This window comes from Cellvibrio sp. BR (assembly GCF_000263355.1).
In the GTDB taxonomy this organism is placed as follows: Bacteria; Pseudomonadota; Gammaproteobacteria; order Pseudomonadales; family Cellvibrionaceae; genus Cellvibrio.
The window spans coordinates 1,037,900-1,057,206 of sequence record NZ_JH668200.1; the positions used below are offsets into that span (position 1 = coordinate 1,037,900).

A 19,307-nucleotide genomic window follows, 5' to 3' on the forward strand; every position below is an offset into this window, starting at 1 on the left:
AACCACATGACAGGATTGCAGTGTGACTGATTCTTCTATCGCCTCGCCGCGTGTAAATAATTCGCCAGTGCAACATCAGCCACCGGTATCTAAATTGGCTATTCGCTCCTGGATGTTATTTGATTGGGCCGCGCAGCCATTTTTTACGGTGGTGATTACCTTTATTTTCGGGCCTTATTTTGTCTCGCGCTTGGCTGAAGATGCAGTGCAAGGGCAGGCGGCTTGGGGTTATACCGTGACTATCGCCGGGGTGATTATCGCCTTGCTGGCGCCGATATTAGGTGCCGTCGCGGATGCCACCGGCGCGCGCAAACGGTGGATCGCTTTTTTTGCGCTGATCAAAATTACTGCACTGCTATTGCTCTGGTTTGCGGCGCCCGGCTCCGCGTTATGGTTGCCTATGGTGTGTGTGATTTGTGCGATGGTCGCCGCTGAATTTTCGATTTTGTTTAACGATTCCATGATGCCGCGCCTGATCCCCGCGCAGGATATTGGCCGCGTTTCCAATCTCGCGTGGGGGCTCGGTTATCTCGGCGGTTTGGTGGTGCTGTTCAGTGTGTTGCTGCTGTTGGCGGGCAGCCCTGAAACGGGCAAAACCTTGTTGGGCATTAAGCCCCTGTTTGGCCTGGATGCGACTCAAGGTGAAGATGCGCGCATCACCGGCCCCTATGCCGCGCTCTGGTATTTAATTTTTATTGTGCCGATGTTTTTATTTACCCCCGATTCCCATGGCGGCGTTTCATTGTTGCGCGCAATTAGCGGCACGCTGCGCGAATTAAAATCCACCCTGGCGGAAGCGATGCAGCGTAAATCCCTGCTGCGCTTTTTACTCGCACGCATGGTGTATCAAGACGGCGTGAATGGCTTACTGGCATTGGGAGGTACTTTTGCAGCGAGCATGTTTGGTTGGCAAACCATTGAGATGGGTATCTACGGCATTTTGTTATTAGTCGTGGCGATTGGCGGCTGTGCTTATGCTGGCCGGTTGGATGCACAGTTAGGTTCCAAAACCGTCGTGCTGATGAGTTTGCTGCTGTTGATTGTGGCTACCTTTGGCATAGTCTCCACTGGGCCGGGTTATTCGCTGTTTGGCTGGGTGTCATTATCCACCGCAGATAGCGGCGGATTATTCGCGACCGCAGCAGAAAAAGTGTATATCGGTTTTGGGTTATTAATTGGCATCGCCTTTGGGCCAGTGCAAGCGTCATCGCGTGCGTATCTGGCGCGCAGTGTTAACGCCGATGAAGCCGGTCGCTATTTTGGGCTTTATGCATTATCGGGCCGCGCGACGGCATTTTTAGCCCCCATGGCGGTGGCGAGCTTAACGCTCTACGCTGATTCGGCGCGTATCGGCATGTCGGCGCTGTTGGTGTTTTTAATCGCGGGTTTATGGTTGCTGCTAAAAACTCCCTATCCCGCGTTGCGAGCTAGCTGATTTTTTTATCGTTTATTTTTTCTCATTTTTGTTTTTTTGTTTTTTTGTTTTTGTTTTTTTATTGTTGTTGACGGCATTTACGAGGTACTCATGCTGGTTATTTTTGATTGTGATGGCGTGTTGGTGGACAGCGAAATTATCTCGGCACAGGTGTCGGTGGATTGTTTAAAGGCGGTGGGTGTTGAACGCAGCCTGGATTATATTTTGGAAACCTATCGCGGCAAATCGGTGGCGGATTGTATTCGCATGATTACCGATGAGTTGTCATCGGCTGCCGATTGGCAGCAATTGGCCGAGAGCGAAAAAGCTGAACGCGGCGCGCAATTTTGGCGGCAGGTACAACTGCAAACCCTGGTGGTGTGTGAGCAGCAACTGGAACCGGTAACCGGCGTGATGATGGTGTTGGATTATCTGCGCGATCACAAGATTCCCTTTTGTGTGGCCTCCAACGGCAAACATGAAAAAATGCGCATGACGCTCAACAAAACCGGCATCATGCCCTATGTGCAAGGGCGTGTTTTCAGTTTTGAAGATGTTACCCGCGGCAAGCCCGCGCCGGATTTATTTTTGCACGCCGCCAAAACCCTGGGTGTTCCTGCAACTGAGGCAATTGTGGTGGAAGATTCACTCACCGGCATTCAAGCGGCGGTGGCAGCGGGCATGCGCCCCTTAGGTTATTGCCCGCCCAATCACGATGGCAGCGACAATTGTTTGGTAAATGAAATGCGCGCGTTGGGTGCGACCGTATTTTTTTCGATGGATGAATTAATTCCGTTAATTTTGCAACAGGGTTAAGCATGGTTATGCAATCTGCGGGGGCGATATTTCCGCCCGACCTGGACGTGTGGCAGGAAATTCACACCGAGGCCAAACAAGCGAGTAAAGATGAGCCGGTGCTGGCGAGTTTTTATCACGCCACGATTTTAAATCACGCCTCGTTTGCGGCGGCGATCAGTTTTCATCTCGCCAATAAATTGGACAGTCAGGCGCTGCCGGCGATGATGCTGCGTGATGTATTTGCCGAGGCGATGAATGCCGACGCAAACATTGAGCGGGCGATGCGCGCTGATATTCGCGCGCACCGCGAGCGCGATCCAGCGTGCAATAAATTTTCCATGCCGTTTTTATTTTTTAAGGGCTATCACGCGCTGCAATCCTGGCGCATTGCCCATTGGCTGTGGCAGCAGGGGCGCACGGCGTTGGCGCTGTATTTCCAGAATCAAATTTCAGAAGCCTTTGATGTGGATATCCACCCCGGTGCGCAAATCGGCCAAGGAATTATGGTTGACCATGCGACGGGTGTGGTGATTGGCGAGACTACGGTAATTGAGGACGATGTCTCCATGCTGCACAGCGTCACCCTCGGGGGCAGCGGGTGTGTGAAAACGGATCGCCACCCTAAAATCCGGCGCGGGGTATTGATTGGTGTCGGGGCAAAAATTCTGGGCAATATTGAAATTGGCGAGGGGGCAAAAATCGGGGCGGGCAGTGTGGTGTTGGATGCAGTTGCACCGCATACCACCGTTGCCGGTGTGCCAGCCAAACCTATCGGGCGCCCCAAGGGCGAGGCACCCGCGTTGGATATGGATCATCACTTGAGCGATGATCCGTCAGCCACTTGATGGTCAGGCGCTGCGCTGGCCGGGCAGGCTGGAGGTTTCGTCATCGCAGCCGTCCATTAACCACTTGAGCACGGATTCGCGGCTTTTGAGCATGGATTGATAGTGCTCAATCAACATGGGATTAGGGCGCGCCTGACTTTTCATCGCGGTAATGCGGTCAGTGAGGAAGGCGATATCCTGCTCTACCTTAATGCGCGCGTTGCCGTGCGGGCTGATGAGTTGATCGCCGGTAAAGCGATTATCTTGCAGTTTTTTATCGATGAAAGGCAGCATGGCGTTATTACTCCCTGAGTGGGTCAGGTATAGAGTATGGTTCCGCTTCTTGCCTTGTGCCAGTTGTCCCTAAGACTGATTGGTTACATTCTGTGCACTGGTTATCGCGCTTGTTATCACACCGGCGGCTTGGCGCCCCCACCACGCCCGCAGCCAAAGGCAGGAGTGCTATTATCCTTGCATCTGCCACTCTTATAGCGAGTCCTATTGCGATGAGCACTTCTGAATTCGACATTATTTTTCGCGGCGATATTGTGTTTGGTCACCAATTAACGGAGGTCAAACTCAAGCTGCAGCAGCTATTTAAAGTGGATGCCGCCAAGGTGGATGCACTGTTTACCGGCCGCCCCGTTCCGCTCAAACGCAAGCTGGATGAAGCGACTGCCCACAAGTATCGCGAGGTATTGCTCAAGGCAGGCGCGCAGGTGGAAATCTGCCCCAGCGATAGCAGCCCGGCTACGGCGGCGCCCAAGCCGGCACCTGTCCGCCCGGCGGCACCAGCACCCGTCAATCACCCTGCTGCGACGGCAGCGATTACCCCGGTTACGCCAATAGCGCCAGTGTGGTCGATTGCACCGGCGGGCGCGGATTTACTGCCCGCCAACCAGCGCCCTGCAGCGGCCGCACCGGTGGCGGTGGATCTCTCTGGCCTGAGCCTGCGCGCCCAAAGTGGAAACTTATTGGATGCTTCGGAGGTCGCACCCACACCAGTGGCCACTGTGGCGGTGCCGGATCTGGTGGTGGCCGAGGCGGGCGCTACCCTGAGTGATGAAGATCATCTGCCCCTGCCACTGGTGGAGATCGAACTGGAATACTGGGATATTGCTGAAGCCGGCGCCGATTTGCTACGTGACGATGAGCGTCCACTGGTGGTACCGGTAGCGGTCGGCCCGGTCGATTTTGGCTTGGCGCCTGCTGGCAGCGATCTGGGCCAGCTCAAACCCCAGGTGAAACCGCTTAACCCCGATATCAGCGGTCTGCAGTTGGTTGATCCCTCTTGAACCCTCTGCTTACCGCACAATCTTTTGGTTATTGATAACCACGTTTTTTCGCTTACTAACAAGGAGTCCCTATGAAGACTTTGGGAAAAATACTGCTCGCTCTTATCGCCATTCCGGTGATTGCTGTGCTCGCGCTCGTCCTGCTGGTGGATGTTAATCGTTTTAAACCGCACATCGAAAATGCTGCCAAGGAGCAGGGCATTGCCCTGTCCATCAAAGGCGATTTGGGCTGGAACCTCTGGCCAAGCATCGGGGTAGAAATTAATGACCTCAGTGTGGCCGCGCTAGCAACGCCGGAACAACCGCTGGCAGAATTAACCCGCGCCAGCTTGCTGTTGAAGTTAATGCCCTTGTTCTCGGGGGATTTTCAGGTCGATCACCTGTTGGTCGATGGTGCGCGTATTAATCTCGCGGTGGATAAAGCGGGCACAGGCAATTGGGAGGCCTTAACCAAAAGCGATGCCAAACCCGCCGCCGAAACAACTACCGACTCCCCAGCGGATTTAACCCTGGATATCCAGGACATCAGCCTCACCAATTCACAAGTGAACTACAGTGATGCCCAAAGCGGCCAGAAACTGGCACTGCGCGCGATTAATTTGCACTTGAGTGACGTGAATACCCGCGCCGAGCCTTTTCCGCTGACCCTCGCGTTGAGCGTAGAAATGGCGCAAGACGGTGCTGCGCCCTTGTTGTTGGATATCGCACTCAACAATAACCTGAGCGTGGATGCCCAGCTGAGCGACATCACCCTGAGCGACGGCGAATTGCAGTTGGGGGTGGGCAAGGCCGCGCCGCTGGTGCTTGGCTATCAAATGGCGCTGAGTGATGTGCAAAACAAACCCGCATACAAAGGCCAGCTCAGCGTGAAGGAAACCAATTTACGCGGGCTGCTCGCCGCGCTCGGCACCGAATTGGAAACCGCCAATAGCGATGCCTTGAAACAATTCAGCCTCTCGGCGGCGATTGATGGCAATGACCAACAGCTGCAATTAACGAATGTGGTGATGCAGTTGGATAAAACCCGGTTTGAGGGTGTCTTGGCGATTACCGATCTGGCTACCACCGCACTTAAAGTGGATCTCAAAGGTGACAGCATTAATGTCGATGATTATTTGCCGCCGCCCAGTGACACGGAAGCAACAGAATCCACCGCTGCGCAGGAAGATACCCCCTTACCACTGGAAGCGATTCGCGGGTTAAATCTGAATGCAAAGTTTGCGTTGCAACGCATGATCATCAAACAAATGGCGCTGGAAAATATTCTGCTCACGGTGAATGCTAAAAATGGCGTGGTCAATCAAAACCTCACCGCCAAGGCTTACAACGGTGATGTGAAATTCACCAGCAAAACCGATGCTCGCAGCGATAAGGCCGCACTCAATTTTGATGGCGCGGTGCAAGGTTTTGAATTGGCGCCACTGTTAAAAGATTTGCAGATGGATGAAAAAATGGCGCTCTCCGGCGCGATTCAGGCCAATACCCAAGGTACGGCGCAAGGCGCCACGGTGAATCAGTTAATGGCCTCCATGAACAGCACCGCTAACTTTTCCGGCGCGCAGGTGCGTTTAGCGCCGCTCAATATTGAAGAGCAATTTTGTAAGCTGGTGAATCTGGTTACGCAAAATCAGGAGCAAGTGACCTGGGACGCCTTTACCGAAATGCGTCAGCTGGATGGCAATATCGTTTGGCGCGATCAGGTGATTAGTCTCAACAGTTTCAACGCCGGTGTGTCGCAGTTGCTGCTGGCCAGTACCGGTAAAATTAATCTGGCGAACGACAAATACGAATTTAAATTGCCGATTAAAATCGCCTCCGCCAGTGAAGCGGCGCAACTCAAAGGTTGTAGTTTGGGCACCACTAATTATTGGGTCGATCGCGGCCTCTCGCTACTGCGCTGCAAAGGCTCCTTTGGTGCGATTGATCCGGTGAAAGATTGTGGTTTTGACAAGAGTGCACTGGGCGATTTAACCAAAGATTTTGCCGAGTACAAACTGCGTGAAAAACACGGCGCTAAAATCGAAGCGGCTGAACAAAAAGTGGAAGAGAAAAAACAGGAAGTGAAGCAGCAAGTGGAGGACAAAAAGCAGGAGCTGATTAATAAACTGCAGAATAAATTGTTTAAAACGCCCGCTTCGGCAGCAGCATCGTCCGCCGCGACTGAACCTGTTGTTGAGTAAAATAATAGATTACTACCGGTAACCAACACACCACCGCGCGCCCTCACGGGTGCGGTGGTAAACTCACAACTCTTATCAGCAATTGGTTGCACTCTGCGCAGCCTCGCCAGAGTTGTTACATACATGTCCCTTCCCGTTTCTATGACCGCTGAATTATCCATGAGCCAAGATTTTTCCCGCCGTGTTCTTAAATGGTTTGATCAATACGGGCGCAAACATTTGCCCTGGCAACAAGACATCAGCGCCTATCGCGTGTGGCTGTCAGAAATTATGTTGCAGCAAACCCAGGTCACTACCGTGATCCCTTATTTTGAACGCTTTATTGCGCGCTTCCCCACGGTGGAATCCCTCGCCGCTGCGCCGATTGATGAAGTGCTGCATTTATGGACGGGATTGGGTTACTACGCCCGCGCGCGCAATTTGCACAAATGCGCGCAGCAAGTAGTGAATCAATACGACGGTGAGTTTCCCGCGACCGTGGAAACGCTCGCCGAACTGCCCGGCATAGGTCGCTCTACTGCCGGTGCGATTACCAGCATCGCGTTTCAACAGCGCGCCGCGATTCTGGATGGCAACGTCAAACGTGTACTTGCGCGTTATCACGCGGTGGAAGGTTGGCCGGGGCAGAGCGATGTGGTGAGCCAGCTGTGGGACATCGCCGAAACCTACACGCCCAAAAAACGCGCCAACCATTACACCCAAGCGATGATGGACATGGGGGCCACCGTCTGCACGCGCAGTAAACCCAAATGCGAACAGTGCCCCTTGCGCGAAGGTTGTATCGCCTACGCACAAGGCAACCCGCAGGACTACCCCGGCAAGAAACCCAAAAAAGCCCTGCCAGAAAAATCCGTGCAGCTATTAATGCTGCGCAATCCGGCGGGCGATTTATTGCTGCAACAGCGTCCTGCGCAAGGTATTTGGGGCGGCTTGTGGAGTTTTCCGGAATTGGCGTTAGCGGCAGATGCGCAGGAATACGCGGAGGATCACTACGGCAAAGTCATCGCCTTGGAAACCTGGAACAGCTATCGCCACACCTTTAGCCACTACCACTTGGATATCACCCCGGTACTGATCCAGCTCGCCAAAAGCCCCCAGGCTATCGGTGAGGCCGCCACACACTGGTACAATCCCCACCAACCTGATGCCTTGGGCCTCGCTGCACCGGTTAAAAAACTGCTGGAAAAAATCGCCCAGCTCGACCCGCGTAACAGCGCCCCACCAAGTGCAACCAAACGCACATCAACCGCTAAAAAAGTAAAGTGAGAAAGTTTATGGCCAGAATGGTTTTTTGCCGCAAATACCAACAAGAACTGGAAGGCTTGGACATGCCCCCTTACCCCGGTGCCAAAGGCATGGATTTGTTTAACAACATTTCCAAACAAGCTTGGCAAGAATGGATGGCCCATCAAACCTTGCTCATCAACGAAAAACGGCTAAACGTAATGGACATGGGAACCAAAGTATATTTAACCGAACAAATGGAAAAGTTTTTGTCTGGCGATAAAGTGGATGAAGCTGAAGGCTATGTGCCACCGGCGAAGACGGAGTAATTCGCTGTGTAATTCGGTGCTGGAAATTGTGGTGGGGTGGTTTAGTCAGCCGCTATATTGCCCCCCACACACAATAGCGGCTAAAAATACAGGAAGTTTTTGTGACGAATAAAGAGCTTAAGTTTGTGGCTTCGCTTAAAAGAAGCCTAAAAATAAACGTATATGTCTATGCTGTAGTTGCAATAACTGCACTCTGCAATTCGTATTTTCAATTTATGCCCGAACTCAATGCTGTATATTCACTTGCGCTGGGGATTATTTTTTGTTTTGTTAGTCTCAGTAATTATCTGGGTGATACTCAGCTTCATAAATGCAGTGAAATTATTGATAGGCTAATAAACAAAGATCCGGAACTTATCAAACGTTTAAACGAAATCAAAGATGGAAAACCAACGGTTTAAACCGTAAACGAAATGGAGGTCTTCATGAATATAAAAGTTAAAAGCATTCTCGCTGGTGCTGTATTGGGCGCGATTGTTTTTTATGTTGCGGCTTACTGTATTCTCGGTCATACAGCAGCAATTGTGCTGCCGGGTTCAATTGCCGATTGGGCAAAAGAAAACTCAGCGAATTTCCCGGTGCTCTTTGTTTGGGAATTGCTCGTAGTTCAATTGCTTGGAATTGGAATCCTGTCGGCTATTGCTGCCTATCTGCTGTTAAGAATCACATCTTTAAAATGGCTGTACGTGGCGATTGGATTTGTTGCTGCTGACCTAATCCTCTCGCATGTTTTTCTGTTTTCACTTTCTACGTTGGAAAATCTTTCTGCTACCAACTTCATTTGGTTTGCACCGCATTTTATTGTGGTTTTTCTCTGTGTTTTTATTGCGGCTAGTTTGGGTGGTAAACACCAAAGTGTTTAGCGTCTTATACAAAGAATGAGTAGTCTAGTCAGTTTCAGTTAATCTTATTTTGGTTAAAAGTATCTTTTCAACATCATCCATGGTGTGTCTTATGAATACTTTATCAGCCTTGAAAAATTCCATATCTCCCTGCATTGCCGCACTCTGTGCGGTTTTTTGTTTGTTATTACCGCCGTTAGCTATTGCACAGAGTGAAAATGCCGATACGACATTGCGTGAACGTATCAAACAACGGGTGGCTGAGCGGCGCGAGGCGCGACAGGGAGATGATGCATCTGCAGCGGTAAAAATTCAAAAGCCGGGCGATTATGAACGCTCACTTAAACACGATGGCCTCACGCGCACTTATCGCATTTATGTTCCCCGAGCATATCAAACATCAACCGCTGCGCCACTGTTGTTAGCATTCCATGGCGGTGGGGGCGATATGGATTACATGGCCAAGGATGAATATTACGGCTTGATTTCAAAAGCCGAGGCCGAAGGGTTTGTGGTGGTATTCCCGAATGGTTACAGCAAATTTAAATCCGGTAAATTTGCAACCTGGAATGCAGGCAGCTGCTGTGCCGATGCGCGCGATAAAAATATCGATGATGTCGGGTTTGTGAAAAAAATAATTGCCAGTGTAACGCGCGAGCTGAGCATCAATCACCGAATGATCTTTGCAACCGGTATGTCAAACGGCGGCATGATGTCCTATCGCTTGGCGTGCGAAATGTCTGATACCTTTGCTGCTATTGCGGCAGTCGCAGGAACCGATGGCACGCTTAATTGCCAGCCGCCCAAGCCGGTTTCTGTGTTGCACATTCACGCTAAAAACGATGACCGGGTATTGTTTAATGGCGGCGCCGGGAAAAAATTCCGCGACGAATCCAAAGTGACTGATTTTGTTTCAGTGCCGGATACACTGGCCAAATGGGTCAACCTCAATCGCTGCAATACAACACCGCAGTCGGTATTAACAAAACCGGGAGCCTATTGTGAGCAGTATTCGCAATGCCAAGCGGATGTAGCGGTGCAGTTGTGTGTGACCGACACTGGCGGGCACTCCTGGCCGGGTGGCACAAAACCCCGTGGCAGTGAGCCACCATCAAAGGTGATTTCAGCCAATGATGTAATGTGGGATTTTTTTATCGCCACGAGTAAAAATAAATAAAGCTTCTGTTTTTCCCTGTGTTGTTATGACTGTCACTATAAAAAAACGGCGCAAGCTTTCACTTGCGCCGTTTTTTATCAACCCAATAAATATTGAGCCATTATTTATTGATAATGCTTGTCGTAGAGCGGTGCTGTGCCAGTCACGCCTTCCAATAATTGCAAACGGTAATCGTGTTTCCGCGTGCGGGTTTCTTCACCGTTGTACAAGTGATCCACATTACTTACCACTGCAACCACAACCCCATTTTTCGGCGCTTTGGTGAGATCCAAACAAGCTTCGCCGCTGGTGACCGGTTTGCTATAAACCGCACTGCCGTCTGCCGCGCGATAGGCCAATTGCACACGCATATTCTGGCCGATGGGTTGGAAGTTTACGCGCACTTTATTGCCGGTCACTCTGAGTGGAATCTGGTTGGCACCCGACCAGCCGGGCAAGGTCGTGGTGCTTGGAACCAGGGTGGTGCCTTCCTGGGTGGTGGCTGAGTAGAAGGTCAACCGATGCGGGCCCGGGTCTTGCAGAATGCCACCGGCGACAGGTTCGGCGTTAATTGTTCTGCCCCAATTGTTATTGATCGGCACCTTGAACGCATTAGACCAGGGGCCAAAATCCACCATCGCCTGACGCGCGCGGAATTCCATAATCATGCGCTGCACTTGCTCCTCGCCCACACCGGCAGAGAGTGAACGCAGAATATGGTTGTGTGGCCCTTTGGCCCAAATCCACGCATTGGCTCCTTTGGAGACATGCACACCGAGGAAGTGCGGGAAGGCGGCGTTGTATTGGTTGCCGCCCAGGTATTCGCGCCAGGTGGAAATTTGTTGGCCATTCACACGGCGATCCACACCCTCTGCATTCGGGCCACCAAAAGTGCCGTCTTGCAACCAGCCGCTGTAGTTTTCGATGGGCATGTGCGGTGCGAGGAATGAGGTCGCATCCAAAAAGCCCACACCGTAAGTGCCGGTGCGCGACGCTTCCAGATTCATCTGCAACCAGGTGTTGCCGCCCTCGTTAAACCAGGCTGCCTTGTTGCCGCGGGTCGCCATAATGGTGTGGATAAATTCGTGGGTAATGCCGCCGCGTTCGCTCGGGGTCACCACGGGATAGTAGGACAACAACACCATCGGATAACCGTTGATGCCGCTCTGCCAGCCACCACGCTCGGTGTTGGCTGCGCTGTCGGTACACAGGCCTGAACCATAGAGGTAGATATTGCTGAAGTAGCCTTCTTGCTGCAGTTTATCCACCGGCCAACCCATCACATTGTGGATGTAGTCGGCATCTTCATTCAGATTGGTGAGCACGCGATCAATATCCGCATCGGTAATCGATGGATTGCGGTTGTGCCCCCAAATAAACGCAAAACGCCCTTTGGTTTTTACCCCGGCGATAGTGTTGGCGGGGCAGCCGTTATAGACCTTGAAGTTGCTGGTATCCACTTGGCCAAAGTCGGTGCGGAAATCGTAATTTAAATCCGGCTCGTATTTCGGCCAGTCGTAAGCGCTGCACTGCGCCACACTCGGCGCGCTGCTGCTGGCAGCGGAACTGCTACTTGGGGCGGGTGTGCTGCTGCGCACTGATGAACTCGCCACACTGCTCACTACTGAACTTGAGCTGCTGCGCGGTATTGAACTGGCTGCCAATGAACTGGAGCTGCGCACCAGACTGCTGCTGGATGAGGCCACTGATGAGGTAATCGTACCGGCGGCTGTACCTGCAACACGCCACTCCAATATGCCGGTGGATTGGGTGCTATTGAGCATGGACACACGCACGCGATTAGTGACGACACCGTTCAACGCCAAGATATTAAACGCATTTTTAGCGAGCGGCAGATTGCCCGCGTTAACCCAGGCGCTGCCATTCCAATATTCGAGATAAGCGCGTGTGGGTGTTAACACCCCGCCGTTGTCATCAAACCAATAAACTTGTGTTGAACTTAGGGTGTAGTTTTGCGGCCAATCGTACTGCACCCATTGAATAGAATTGGGATTATTCCAATTGCCATAAGCACCGGCAGATTTGTCATTCGAGTTGGCGGGGTTACTGTTATCGTTTACCGCGCGCAAGGTTTCCCAAGGCGATACATAAGACGTAGTTGCCGTCGCCAATCCGGCGATATTGACGCTGTTGGTAACGGACGCCATTGATGAGCTGGTCGCACTCGCGGCTATGCTGGAGGCGATGCTGGAGCTGGAGGTCGCCGCCGCGCCACAAATAGCGCCGGAGATTGGCGGTGTTTCAAGCGCGCCGCCATTGGTGACACCTTGAAGGCCAAACTCGGCCGACTGACCGGGTTGCAAGCTGCCGTTCCAGCCGACATTGGTTGCGGTGTAATTGCGGCTGCCTGCGCTGCTGAGCTGCGCGTTCCAGGCATTAGTGACTGTGTTGTTACTGTAGGCCCAATTGACTTGCCAGCCGTTAATCGCCGCGGCGCTATCGTTAGTGACGCGGATAGTCGCGGTAAAACCGCTGCCCCAGGCATTCGTGACGGTGTAGCTACAACCCGCCGATGCTGCCGTGCCCCAGGTTGCGGTCATTAACCCCAACCCGAGCACAGCCATCAGGCGATGGCTCTTTGCTTTGTGATGACGCATAAGAAATTCCTCCATGCAGATGAATATTGGTTACAACAGTGATGGCGCCGCCAACCGGGTTTTGTTCGGTTAGCGCCGGGAAGGTAATTGACCGTTTCTACTGCTTATTGCCATTCATCGAGCGGATGTAGAGGGTTGAATGCATCAGTCTCTTTTTATCTTGCATAAAATTATTTTTATATTTGAATGCGTTGCCGCTTGGCATACTAGGGATCGAACAAACCTGTATACAAGTGATTTTGGCCGGAATAGCGAGAACAATTGTCAAAATCAGATGAAATGCCGGGCGCAGGGTGATCTACTTGGTATTTTTTCGGGCGCGTGAGTAATCAATCAACAGTGATTGATTTTTTGCCCCCAAGGTTAGCGCTCGCGCTGTAAGCAGCGTGGAGTTATAAATTTTTTCTGGATTAAAAAATTAGCGATGGAGAAATCATCAGTGAAAATAAAAAGTGTATTTGCCTTACTGCTGTTAACACCTTTGATCAGTGTTGCCGAGGTCTGTAACACCACCAAACCCATCAATACCGATTCCTACATCGCGGACATTGGCACCCGACAAGTAACTTTTTTGGTATTGGATTACCGCAGCAACGAATGTCGCTATATCAATAAAACGGGTTTGACTGAACGCCACGGGCCTTATTCCACGTTTAAAATTCCGCACAGTTTAATTGCGCTGGAAACCGGCGCGGTGAAATCGGTCGATGAACGGTTTGAGTGGGATCAGGTGAAATACCCGGCAAAAAGTTTCTGGCCAGCAACCTGGAAACAATCGCACACATTGGCATCGGCCTTTAAACATTCAGCGGTGTGGTACTACAAAGCATTGGTGCCTCGTATTAAGCCCGCCGACTATAAAAAATGGCTCGCCCGTTTTCAGTATGGCGACCAAGTGTTTACACCGGGCAGCAATGAGTTTTGGCTCGACAATGAATTAAAAATTTCACCGCAAGAACAAGTCGACTTTATCGCCTGCCTGCTCAAGAATGGCTGCGGTGTAAGCGCCAGAAACCTTGCCGCGTATGAGTCCATCGCCTTGCAGGAAACCAAAAATACTTTCTCACTCTACGCCAAAACCGGAGCCGGCCCGGTCGACCCGAATAATTTTGATGGCGCGTTCGAAGGTTGGTATGTGGGTTATGTCAAAGATGATGGCGGCAAACCCGTTGCGGCATTTGCGCTGTACATGGAAACGGAAAATTTCGCCGCGCTGAAAGATTACCGAAAAACCTTGTCGCTGCAGTTATTGGGGGATTTGGGGTTGTGGGTTAAATAAAATGATTGCTGTATTCCAAATCACACAAACGGAGTGAATGGTGTATAAATTATTTTACTATCCGAGAAACGCAAGTTGGGCGCCGCATTTGGTATTGGCTGAAATGGGTGTTGAGTTTGAGTTGATATTGGTGGACAGAAAATCCAATCAGCAAAAGTCACCTGACTATATCGCGTTAAATCCTACTGGTCGTATTCCTACCTTGGTAGATAAGGATCTGGTTATTTTTGAAAGCGCCGCTATTTGTTTATACCTTTGCGATAAGCATCCCGAGTCCGGCTTGATTCCCAGTGCAGCGAGCCCGTCGCGCGCAACATTTTATCAATGGTTATTTTATTTAAACTCCACCATTCAGCCTGAACTGATGGTGTATTTTTACCCGCAGAAACACACTGCGGGAGAAAACACTAAAGAAATCGTTCAGGCACAAGAGTTGCGCGTGACGGAAATGTTTTCGTTGATTGACAAGGCGTTGGAAGGTAAGGATTTTTTGGTGGGCGAGAGTATTAGTGTGTGCGACTACTTTTTATTTATGTTGTCGCACTGGGCTAGCGGTTTTGCACAGCCACCATTAGCGTTTAAAAATCTGGGAGCGTATTTACGTAAGCTCGCAAAGCGTGATGTGGTTAAGTCAGTGTGTGAGCGTGAGGGAACTGATTTGGGGATTTATGCAGATCAAATGGATTAACTACAAGAAAGTGGAAGTTTTTGAGTGCGTATCTGTTTCTTTTCCACAATCAGTGTTTTACCAGTCGCAAAAAATCCACCCAACGGAAATTCAGAATTTAATCAATCAATAGCGTGAGTATTTCGCATAAGTTAATCCCGCTGAAAACCGATGGCGGGATTAATGTTTTGCAGCCTGACTTTCCTTCAACCACTGCATAGGCGAAAGTCCGCATTGCGATTTAAATGCGCGCGATAGTGCGGCTTCGCTGCCGTAGCCAGCTTCTTCTGCGATTAATCGCAACGGCTGGCCGTTCTTCAGCCATTTCTGCACCAGACCAATACGCCACCGCTGTAAATAATTCGCGGGTGTATCGCCTACGGCATCGCGGAATTGATTGGAAAAAACACTGCGCGACATGCCCGCGATTTTCGCCAGCCGTTCGACCGACCAATCCTCTTCCGGTTTTTCATGCATCGCCACTATCGCGCGGCGCAATTGTGTGTGGGCGAGGCCCGCTAATAATCCCAGTTGTGGGCTGTCGCTTTCCATCAGCCCGCGCAACAACTGAATCAATATCACCTCGAACAAACGGTCGAGCACGGTCTGGCGCCCGCAGTTGTTGGCCTCGGCTTCTGCAAACAGGAGTGAGAGTAGCGCGACGCTGTCCGGCAGTTGGGTGAGCGGCATGCACAGGCAATCCGGGAGGGCATTCAGCAGCGGGTTGGCCGAGCCGCCTTCAAACAAAATATGCGCACATACAAAGTCAGCGCCATGTTCGCGGTCGGTCACAAAACTGTGGGGTGTCGGGCGCGGATAAAACAGCAGGCTCGGCTCCTCAAGGTCATGGGCTTTGGTGTGCCCATGCCACACCTCCGCTTTTCCTCGCCTCAATAGATGCAGCTGCCCATAGGGTTTGCTGCCGTCCAGCGTGTTAATGCCGCATAGCGGGCCGGTTTGGAAGGTTTGGGCGCTTATCGAAAAGTGCCCCAGAAGTGCTGCCAGGCGATCAACCATAAAAATACGATTCGTTAAATATTGAATACTAATTGTATCAGTTCGTATTTATATATCCAGCACAATGCTCCTCGTCAACAGCAACAAACAAACCTCAACCAATATCCAAACAGGAATGCAGATTATGAAACCTTCACAAATTCTCTATACCGCAAACGTAGTTTCAACCGGTGGCCGCGAAGGCCGTTCAGAGTCCAATGACGGCGCTTTGTCAGTACAACTTTCCACACCCAAAGCGCTCGGCGGTGCCGGCGGTTCAGGTACCAACCCCGAGCAATTGTTCGCAGCCGGTTACTCAGCCTGCTTTTTAGGTGCTCTCAAATTTGTAGCTGGCCAGGCGCGGGTGCAAATACCGGCCAGCGCACAAATCGCAGCAGAAGTAGGCATAGGTCCAATCCCAACCGGTTTTGCACTGCGCGTTAAATTGGAAATCTCTCTGCCCGGTTTGCCATTGGCGCAAGCGCAAGAGCTGGTTGAAAAAGCGCATCAGGTTTGCCCTTACTCGAATGCAACACGCGGCAATATCGATGTCGAGTTAGTGGTTATCGAAAACTAAATTCATTCACACTTTCTTATTGAACCTTGAAACTTTTTAATTAATTTGGAGATTAATCATGAAAAAATTTATGCACATACTCAGCGCTTTTGTAATCACCACCGCAACCTCTTTTGTCACCCTGCACGCGCAGGCTGCCGATAAAATTGAATACACTGCCAGCACAGTCACCACACGCGACGGCGTACAAATTTATTACAAAGATTGGGGCCCAAAAAATGGCCAGGTAGTAATGTTTAGCCACGGCTGGCCGCTGAGTTCCGACAGCTGGGAATCACAAATGCAATTTCTGGCAGAAAAAGGTTATCGCGTAGTTGCGCATGACCGCCGCGGCCACGGCCGCTCCAGCCAACCTTGGGATGGTAACGATATGGATCATTACGCGGATGATTTGGCCGATGTAATTAGCGCGCTCAATGTTGATGATGTAACTCTGGTAGGTTTCTCCACTGGTGGTGGTGAAGTAGCTCGCTACATTGGCCGCCACGGCACCAAACAAGTTAAAAAGGCTGTACTGGTCAGCGCCGTGCCGCCCATTATGTTGAAGACCGAAAGCAATCCGAACGGATTACCGATTTCAGTTTTTGATGGCTTACGCAAAGCCTCCAACGAAAATCGCTCACAATTATATTTGGATATTGCCTCTGGCCCTTTCTTTGGTTACAACCGCCCCGGTGCAAAACCTTCAGCAGGTGCAATCCAATCTTTCTGGAGACAAGGCATGCTGGCCGGTGCAAAAAATACTTATGATTCCATCGCTGCATTTTCAGCGACTGATTTTAGAGGTGACTTGGCTAAATTTGATGTACCGACCTTGGTAATCCACGGTGACGACGATCAAATCGTACCGATTGAAACCTCTGGTAAAGCATCTGCGGCCTTGATTAAAGGTGCAAAATTGTTGGTATACCCCGGCGCACCACACGGTTTGGCGGATACACACAAAGATCGTTTGAATCAGGATTTGTTGAATTTTTTACAGCAGAAATAATGTTCACTGAATTGCAGAAACAAAAAAGAGAACTGGAGCTTGGCTTCAGTTCTCTTTTTTGTTTCTGTAATAGGTAAGCCATTACCATCACCTAACTCACGGCTTACGCTTTCCATTCAACACCATTCCAATGACGGTTGATCGCACCAATACATCGTAGAGCACTAAGGATAATGCAATAGTAATTGCGCAAATGGCGACTAACTTTATCGACCAGTGCAGTGTTAATTCGGCAAAGGCGATTTGTAGCCAAATGACGATAGGTAAATGAATAAGGTAAAGCCAATAGGACGAGTCGGCCAGATAGCGGACAGTTTTGCTCGGGCGATCAAGAAAGTGCTTAAAGAGTCCGATAGTGAGCGAGACAAGCGACCACATCATAATGGCATAGCTGAATACAAAACCGGTTTTAATCAGTTGATAATGCGGGTGTGCGAATTTCATTTCAAAACTGGCGAGCAGGTTAGCGGCAACTATCGCGAGTAAGCAGAGCGCGAACTTGCCCCAAGTTAAACGAGTAAAACGCTCCATTAAATGTGTTTGGCGATGGAGCAGCCAACCGAAAAGAAAAAATCCACCGTAGATGATCGTTACAGGAATGTGCGGCACCAGTGATTTGTCGGGTGTATCCATACCCCAGTGGTTCATAAACCACAGGCAAGCTGCAGTGGGAATTGCAACCGCAAAAATAGCAAGGCGCGAGCTACACAACCAATGCGTGATAATGTCAGCGAATTGAATTATTTTTTGTTTTGTCGGTTTGTGCATACTAAAAAAATAATGCATTAATACGATGCTCAGGCTGATCAATAACAGGTAATACAAAAACCAAAGGTGTGTGCCAACCAACAGATCTTTTGGTAAGTCGCCCAGTGTGGCGAAACCGGCCCGCAATGCATTTAAAATATTCACTTCGCCGCGCATACTTTCCGCGCCCATAATCCAGCCGGAAACCAACAGCGGGCGCAATAAAAACCAACCAATTACAAATGGGATCGCAATGCGCACTAAGCGCGACTGCAAAAAACCGGGTACATCGTCGCGATGAAATGTCATATGACTGAAAAATCCAGCAAGCAGAAAAAATAATTCCAATCGGAAGGAGTGACTAATCATCATAAATATCGACACTATGGAACTCGTTGATATATCCATAACCACCCAGCCAATGAAAATAGGCAAGAAGGATATGCTGGCGTGAAAAATAATTCCCAGCAGTAGCGCGAAGGCTCGGGCTGCATCTAAATAGTCGAACCGCTCATTATGTTGTGATGAGATAGTCATAGCGTCGTTTCAGTTGATTGAATAGAGATTTGCATGGAGCCTGGGCTATTGCGCGGTTATTACCCGGCAATACTATTTGCCGGGTTTCTGCTCTTTTTGATTAGTAGAAGCTCACTTCGTCCAGAGCAAAATCGAACGCGCTTTTTTGCAAACCAAAGGCGACGATACTCAGGCTGTTGATGGTTTTTGTGTTGAGCGGCGACTGTTCCGACCAGGCGCGTTTCATGGCGGCGAAGGGAATTTTTACCTCGTGGAATTTGCCATCTGCCGCTACTGCTATGGGCGCGGCGTGGTAGTCAAAATTGGTGATCTCGGTGCTATTGGCAGAAATTGACATGCTGCCGCTGTTGATTTTTATCAGCAGGCGCACGCCTTCGAATGCACTTGCATCTTTAGGCAGGCTTTGTGAATCAAGAGGCAATATCATGCTTGCCCAACCCGGCTGGCCGCGTGGCGGGATAATTTCACCCTTGGCGGTGATAATGCCCTGCACAACTTCCTGTGCAGTTGTCGTACTTCCTCCCGCAAGGGTATCGTTTAGAAATTGGCGTGGAATGCCCAGGTTGTTATTGGTTGCATCGCTAAAGTCGTCGATTAACGGGCTCAAACCCCCGCCAAAGCTGGCGCTAGAAAAAGTGAGTATTGCCACTAGGCTAAGATGTCTATTAAAAAGATGTTTCATAAAGGGTATTCCATAGGTAATTGGGGATATTCAATATGCCGATAAAAAATCTGTGGCGATTGCTGATCGTCACAACACTTAAGTGCCTAATAAGAGAAAGAAGGTGACAGATTTTTTTTTGATAAATAATTGAAAAATCCTTGTCACCTTT

At 50.3% G+C, this 19,307-nt stretch carries 19 protein-coding genes; 14 read left to right on the plus strand and 5 right to left on the minus strand.

Annotation, left to right across the window (positions count from 1 at the left end; translation table 11 throughout):
* Window positions 1-22: 22 nt before the first annotated feature.
* The 3 genes from O59_RS04275 (at window position 23) to cysE (ending at window position 3,057) form a co-directional block, all read left to right on the plus strand.
* A complete protein-coding gene (locus tag O59_RS04275; protein ID WP_007639845.1) occupies window positions 23-1,435 on the plus strand; it encodes an MFS transporter in 1,413 nt (470 codons plus the stop codon).
* Window positions 1,436-1,525: 90 nt separating this feature from the next.
* On the plus strand, window positions 1,526-2,230 hold the full coding sequence (locus O59_RS04280) for an HAD family phosphatase (protein ID WP_050976937.1): 705 nt from the start codon (window positions 1,526-1,528) through the stop codon (window positions 2,228-2,230).
* A gap of 2 nt (window positions 2,231-2,232) precedes the next feature.
* Window positions 2,233-3,057 (plus strand): serine O-acetyltransferase, encoded by an 825-nt coding sequence (gene cysE / locus O59_RS04285; RefSeq protein WP_007639848.1) that lies wholly within the window; start codon window positions 2,233-2,235, stop codon window positions 3,055-3,057.
* Between the two features lie 3 nt (window positions 3,058-3,060).
* Here cysE and O59_RS04290 read toward each other — a convergent pair whose 3' ends face one another.
* Complete coding sequence (locus tag O59_RS04290) at window positions 3,061-3,330, minus strand: hypothetical protein (RefSeq protein WP_007639851.1); 270 nt, start codon at window positions 3,328-3,330, stop codon at window positions 3,061-3,063.
* A 212-nt stretch (window positions 3,331-3,542) separates the two neighbouring features.
* Here O59_RS04290 and O59_RS04295 point away from each other — a divergent pair, with 212 nt between their 5' ends.
* The 7 genes from O59_RS04295 to O59_RS04325 all read left to right on the plus strand — a co-directional run bounded on the left by O59_RS04295 (window position 3,543) and on the right by O59_RS04325 (window position 10,083).
* Window positions 3,543-4,331, plus strand: a complete 789-nt coding sequence (locus tag O59_RS04295) for a hypothetical protein (protein ID WP_007639853.1) — start codon at window positions 3,543-3,545, stop codon at window positions 4,329-4,331.
* A gap of 71 nt (window positions 4,332-4,402) precedes the next feature.
* On the plus strand, window positions 4,403-6,511 hold the full coding sequence (locus O59_RS04300; protein WP_007639856.1) for an AsmA family protein: 2,109 nt from the start codon (window positions 4,403-4,405) through the stop codon (window positions 6,509-6,511).
* 123 nt (window positions 6,512-6,634) lie between these two features.
* Window positions 6,635-7,777, plus strand: a complete 1,143-nt coding sequence (mutY, locus tag O59_RS04305; RefSeq protein ID WP_232283032.1) for an A/G-specific adenine glycosylase — start codon at window positions 6,635-6,637, stop codon at window positions 7,775-7,777.
* Window positions 7,778-7,785: 8 nt separating this feature from the next.
* The gene (locus O59_RS04310) at window positions 7,786-8,064 is read left to right on the plus strand and encodes an oxidative damage protection protein (RefSeq protein WP_040391157.1); all 279 of its coding nucleotides are present in this window, start codon (window positions 7,786-7,788) and stop codon (window positions 8,062-8,064) included.
* 101 nt (window positions 8,065-8,165) lie between these two features.
* Window positions 8,166-8,465 (plus strand): hypothetical protein, encoded by a 300-nt coding sequence (locus O59_RS04315; protein ID WP_040391159.1) that lies wholly within the window; start codon window positions 8,166-8,168, stop codon window positions 8,463-8,465.
* Window positions 8,466-8,489: 24 nt separating this feature from the next.
* On the plus strand, window positions 8,490-8,927 hold the full coding sequence (locus O59_RS04320) for a hypothetical protein (RefSeq protein ID WP_007639871.1): 438 nt from the start codon (window positions 8,490-8,492) through the stop codon (window positions 8,925-8,927).
* Window positions 8,928-9,018: 91 nt separating this feature from the next.
* Window positions 9,019-10,083, plus strand: coding sequence for a PHB depolymerase family esterase (locus O59_RS04325; protein WP_007639872.1), 1,065 nt, complete (start codon window positions 9,019-9,021; stop codon window positions 10,081-10,083).
* A 104-nt stretch (window positions 10,084-10,187) separates the two neighbouring features.
* On the opposite strand, the gene O59_RS04330 is transcribed toward O59_RS04325, so the two are convergent.
* Window positions 10,188-12,680 (minus strand): cellulose-binding domain-containing protein, encoded by a 2,493-nt coding sequence (locus O59_RS04330; RefSeq protein WP_040391161.1) that lies wholly within the window; start codon window positions 12,678-12,680, stop codon window positions 10,188-10,190.
* Window positions 12,681-13,119: 439 nt separating this feature from the next.
* Here O59_RS04330 and O59_RS04335 point away from each other — a divergent pair, with 439 nt between their 5' ends.
* Both O59_RS04335 and O59_RS04340 read left to right on the plus strand, forming a co-directional pair.
* Complete coding sequence (locus O59_RS04335; protein ID WP_040391163.1) at window positions 13,120-13,959, plus strand: penicillin-binding transpeptidase domain-containing protein; 840 nt, start codon at window positions 13,120-13,122, stop codon at window positions 13,957-13,959.
* A 37-nt stretch (window positions 13,960-13,996) separates the two neighbouring features.
* Window positions 13,997-14,647, plus strand: a complete 651-nt coding sequence (locus O59_RS04340; RefSeq protein ID WP_007639877.1) for a glutathione S-transferase family protein — start codon at window positions 13,997-13,999, stop codon at window positions 14,645-14,647.
* Between the two features lie 159 nt (window positions 14,648-14,806).
* Here the strand turns inward: O59_RS04340 and O59_RS04345 are convergent, their stop codons facing one another.
* Window positions 14,807-15,643, minus strand: coding sequence for an AraC family transcriptional regulator (locus O59_RS04345; RefSeq protein WP_007639880.1), 837 nt, complete (start codon window positions 15,641-15,643; stop codon window positions 14,807-14,809).
* A 124-nt stretch (window positions 15,644-15,767) separates the two neighbouring features.
* Here O59_RS04345 and O59_RS04350 point away from each other — a divergent pair, with 124 nt between their 5' ends.
* Both O59_RS04350 and O59_RS04355 read left to right on the plus strand, forming a co-directional pair.
* Window positions 15,768-16,199: an organic hydroperoxide resistance protein gene (locus O59_RS04350; RefSeq protein WP_040391165.1), complete on the plus strand. Its 432-nt coding sequence runs from the start codon at window positions 15,768-15,770 to the stop codon at window positions 16,197-16,199.
* A gap of 58 nt (window positions 16,200-16,257) precedes the next feature.
* Complete coding sequence (locus O59_RS04355; protein ID WP_007639882.1) at window positions 16,258-17,190, plus strand: alpha/beta fold hydrolase; 933 nt, start codon at window positions 16,258-16,260, stop codon at window positions 17,188-17,190.
* Window positions 17,191-17,286: 96 nt separating this feature from the next.
* Here O59_RS04355 and O59_RS04360 read toward each other — a convergent pair whose 3' ends face one another.
* Together O59_RS04360 and O59_RS04365 are read right to left on the minus strand one after the other, a co-directional pair.
* Window positions 17,287-18,474, minus strand: a complete 1,188-nt coding sequence (locus O59_RS04360) for an acyltransferase family protein (protein ID WP_050976938.1) — start codon at window positions 18,472-18,474, stop codon at window positions 17,287-17,289.
* A 100-nt stretch (window positions 18,475-18,574) separates the two neighbouring features.
* Window positions 18,575-19,156, minus strand: a complete 582-nt coding sequence (locus O59_RS04365) for a CIA30 family protein (RefSeq protein WP_081489627.1) — start codon at window positions 19,154-19,156, stop codon at window positions 18,575-18,577.
* Window positions 19,157-19,307: the final 151 nt, after the last annotated feature.

Excerpts from the sequence above, each read along its gene's own strand:
- O59_RS04280 (WP_050976937.1), top strand. The coding sequence starts at position 1,526 with ATGCTGGTTATTTTTGATTGTGATGGCGTGTTGGTGGACAGCGAAATT.
- cysE (WP_007639848.1), top strand. The coding sequence starts at position 2,233 with ATGGTTATGCAATCTGCGGGGGCGATATTTCCGCCCGACCTGGACGTG.
- O59_RS04290 (WP_007639851.1), bottom strand. The coding sequence starts at position 3,330 with ATGCTGCCTTTCATCGATAAAAAACTGCAAGATAATCGCTTTACCGGC.
- O59_RS04295 (WP_007639853.1), top strand. The coding sequence starts at position 3,543 with ATGAGCACTTCTGAATTCGACATTATTTTTCGCGGCGATATTGTGTTT.
- O59_RS04300 (WP_007639856.1), top strand. The coding sequence starts at position 4,403 with ATGAAGACTTTGGGAAAAATACTGCTCGCTCTTATCGCCATTCCGGTG.
- mutY (WP_232283032.1), top strand. The coding sequence starts at position 6,635 with ATGTCCCTTCCCGTTTCTATGACCGCTGAATTATCCATGAGCCAAGAT.
- O59_RS04310 (WP_040391157.1), top strand. The coding sequence starts at position 7,786 with ATGGCCAGAATGGTTTTTTGCCGCAAATACCAACAAGAACTGGAAGGC.
- O59_RS04320 (WP_007639871.1), top strand. The coding sequence starts at position 8,490 with ATGAATATAAAAGTTAAAAGCATTCTCGCTGGTGCTGTATTGGGCGCG.
- O59_RS04325 (WP_007639872.1), top strand. The coding sequence starts at position 9,019 with ATGAATACTTTATCAGCCTTGAAAAATTCCATATCTCCCTGCATTGCC.
- O59_RS04330 (WP_040391161.1), bottom strand. The coding sequence starts at position 12,680 with ATGCGTCATCACAAAGCAAAGAGCCATCGCCTGATGGCTGTGCTCGGG.
- O59_RS04340 (WP_007639877.1), top strand. The coding sequence starts at position 13,997 with ATGGTGTATAAATTATTTTACTATCCGAGAAACGCAAGTTGGGCGCCG.
- O59_RS04345 (WP_007639880.1), bottom strand. The coding sequence starts at position 15,643 with ATGGTTGATCGCCTGGCAGCACTTCTGGGGCACTTTTCGATAAGCGCC.
- O59_RS04350 (WP_040391165.1), top strand. The coding sequence starts at position 15,768 with ATGAAACCTTCACAAATTCTCTATACCGCAAACGTAGTTTCAACCGGT.
- O59_RS04355 (WP_007639882.1), top strand. The coding sequence starts at position 16,258 with ATGAAAAAATTTATGCACATACTCAGCGCTTTTGTAATCACCACCGCA.
- O59_RS04360 (WP_050976938.1), bottom strand. The coding sequence starts at position 18,474 with ATGACTATCTCATCACAACATAATGAGCGGTTCGACTATTTAGATGCA.
- O59_RS04365 (WP_081489627.1), bottom strand. The coding sequence starts at position 19,156 with ATGAAACATCTTTTTAATAGACATCTTAGCCTAGTGGCAATACTCACT.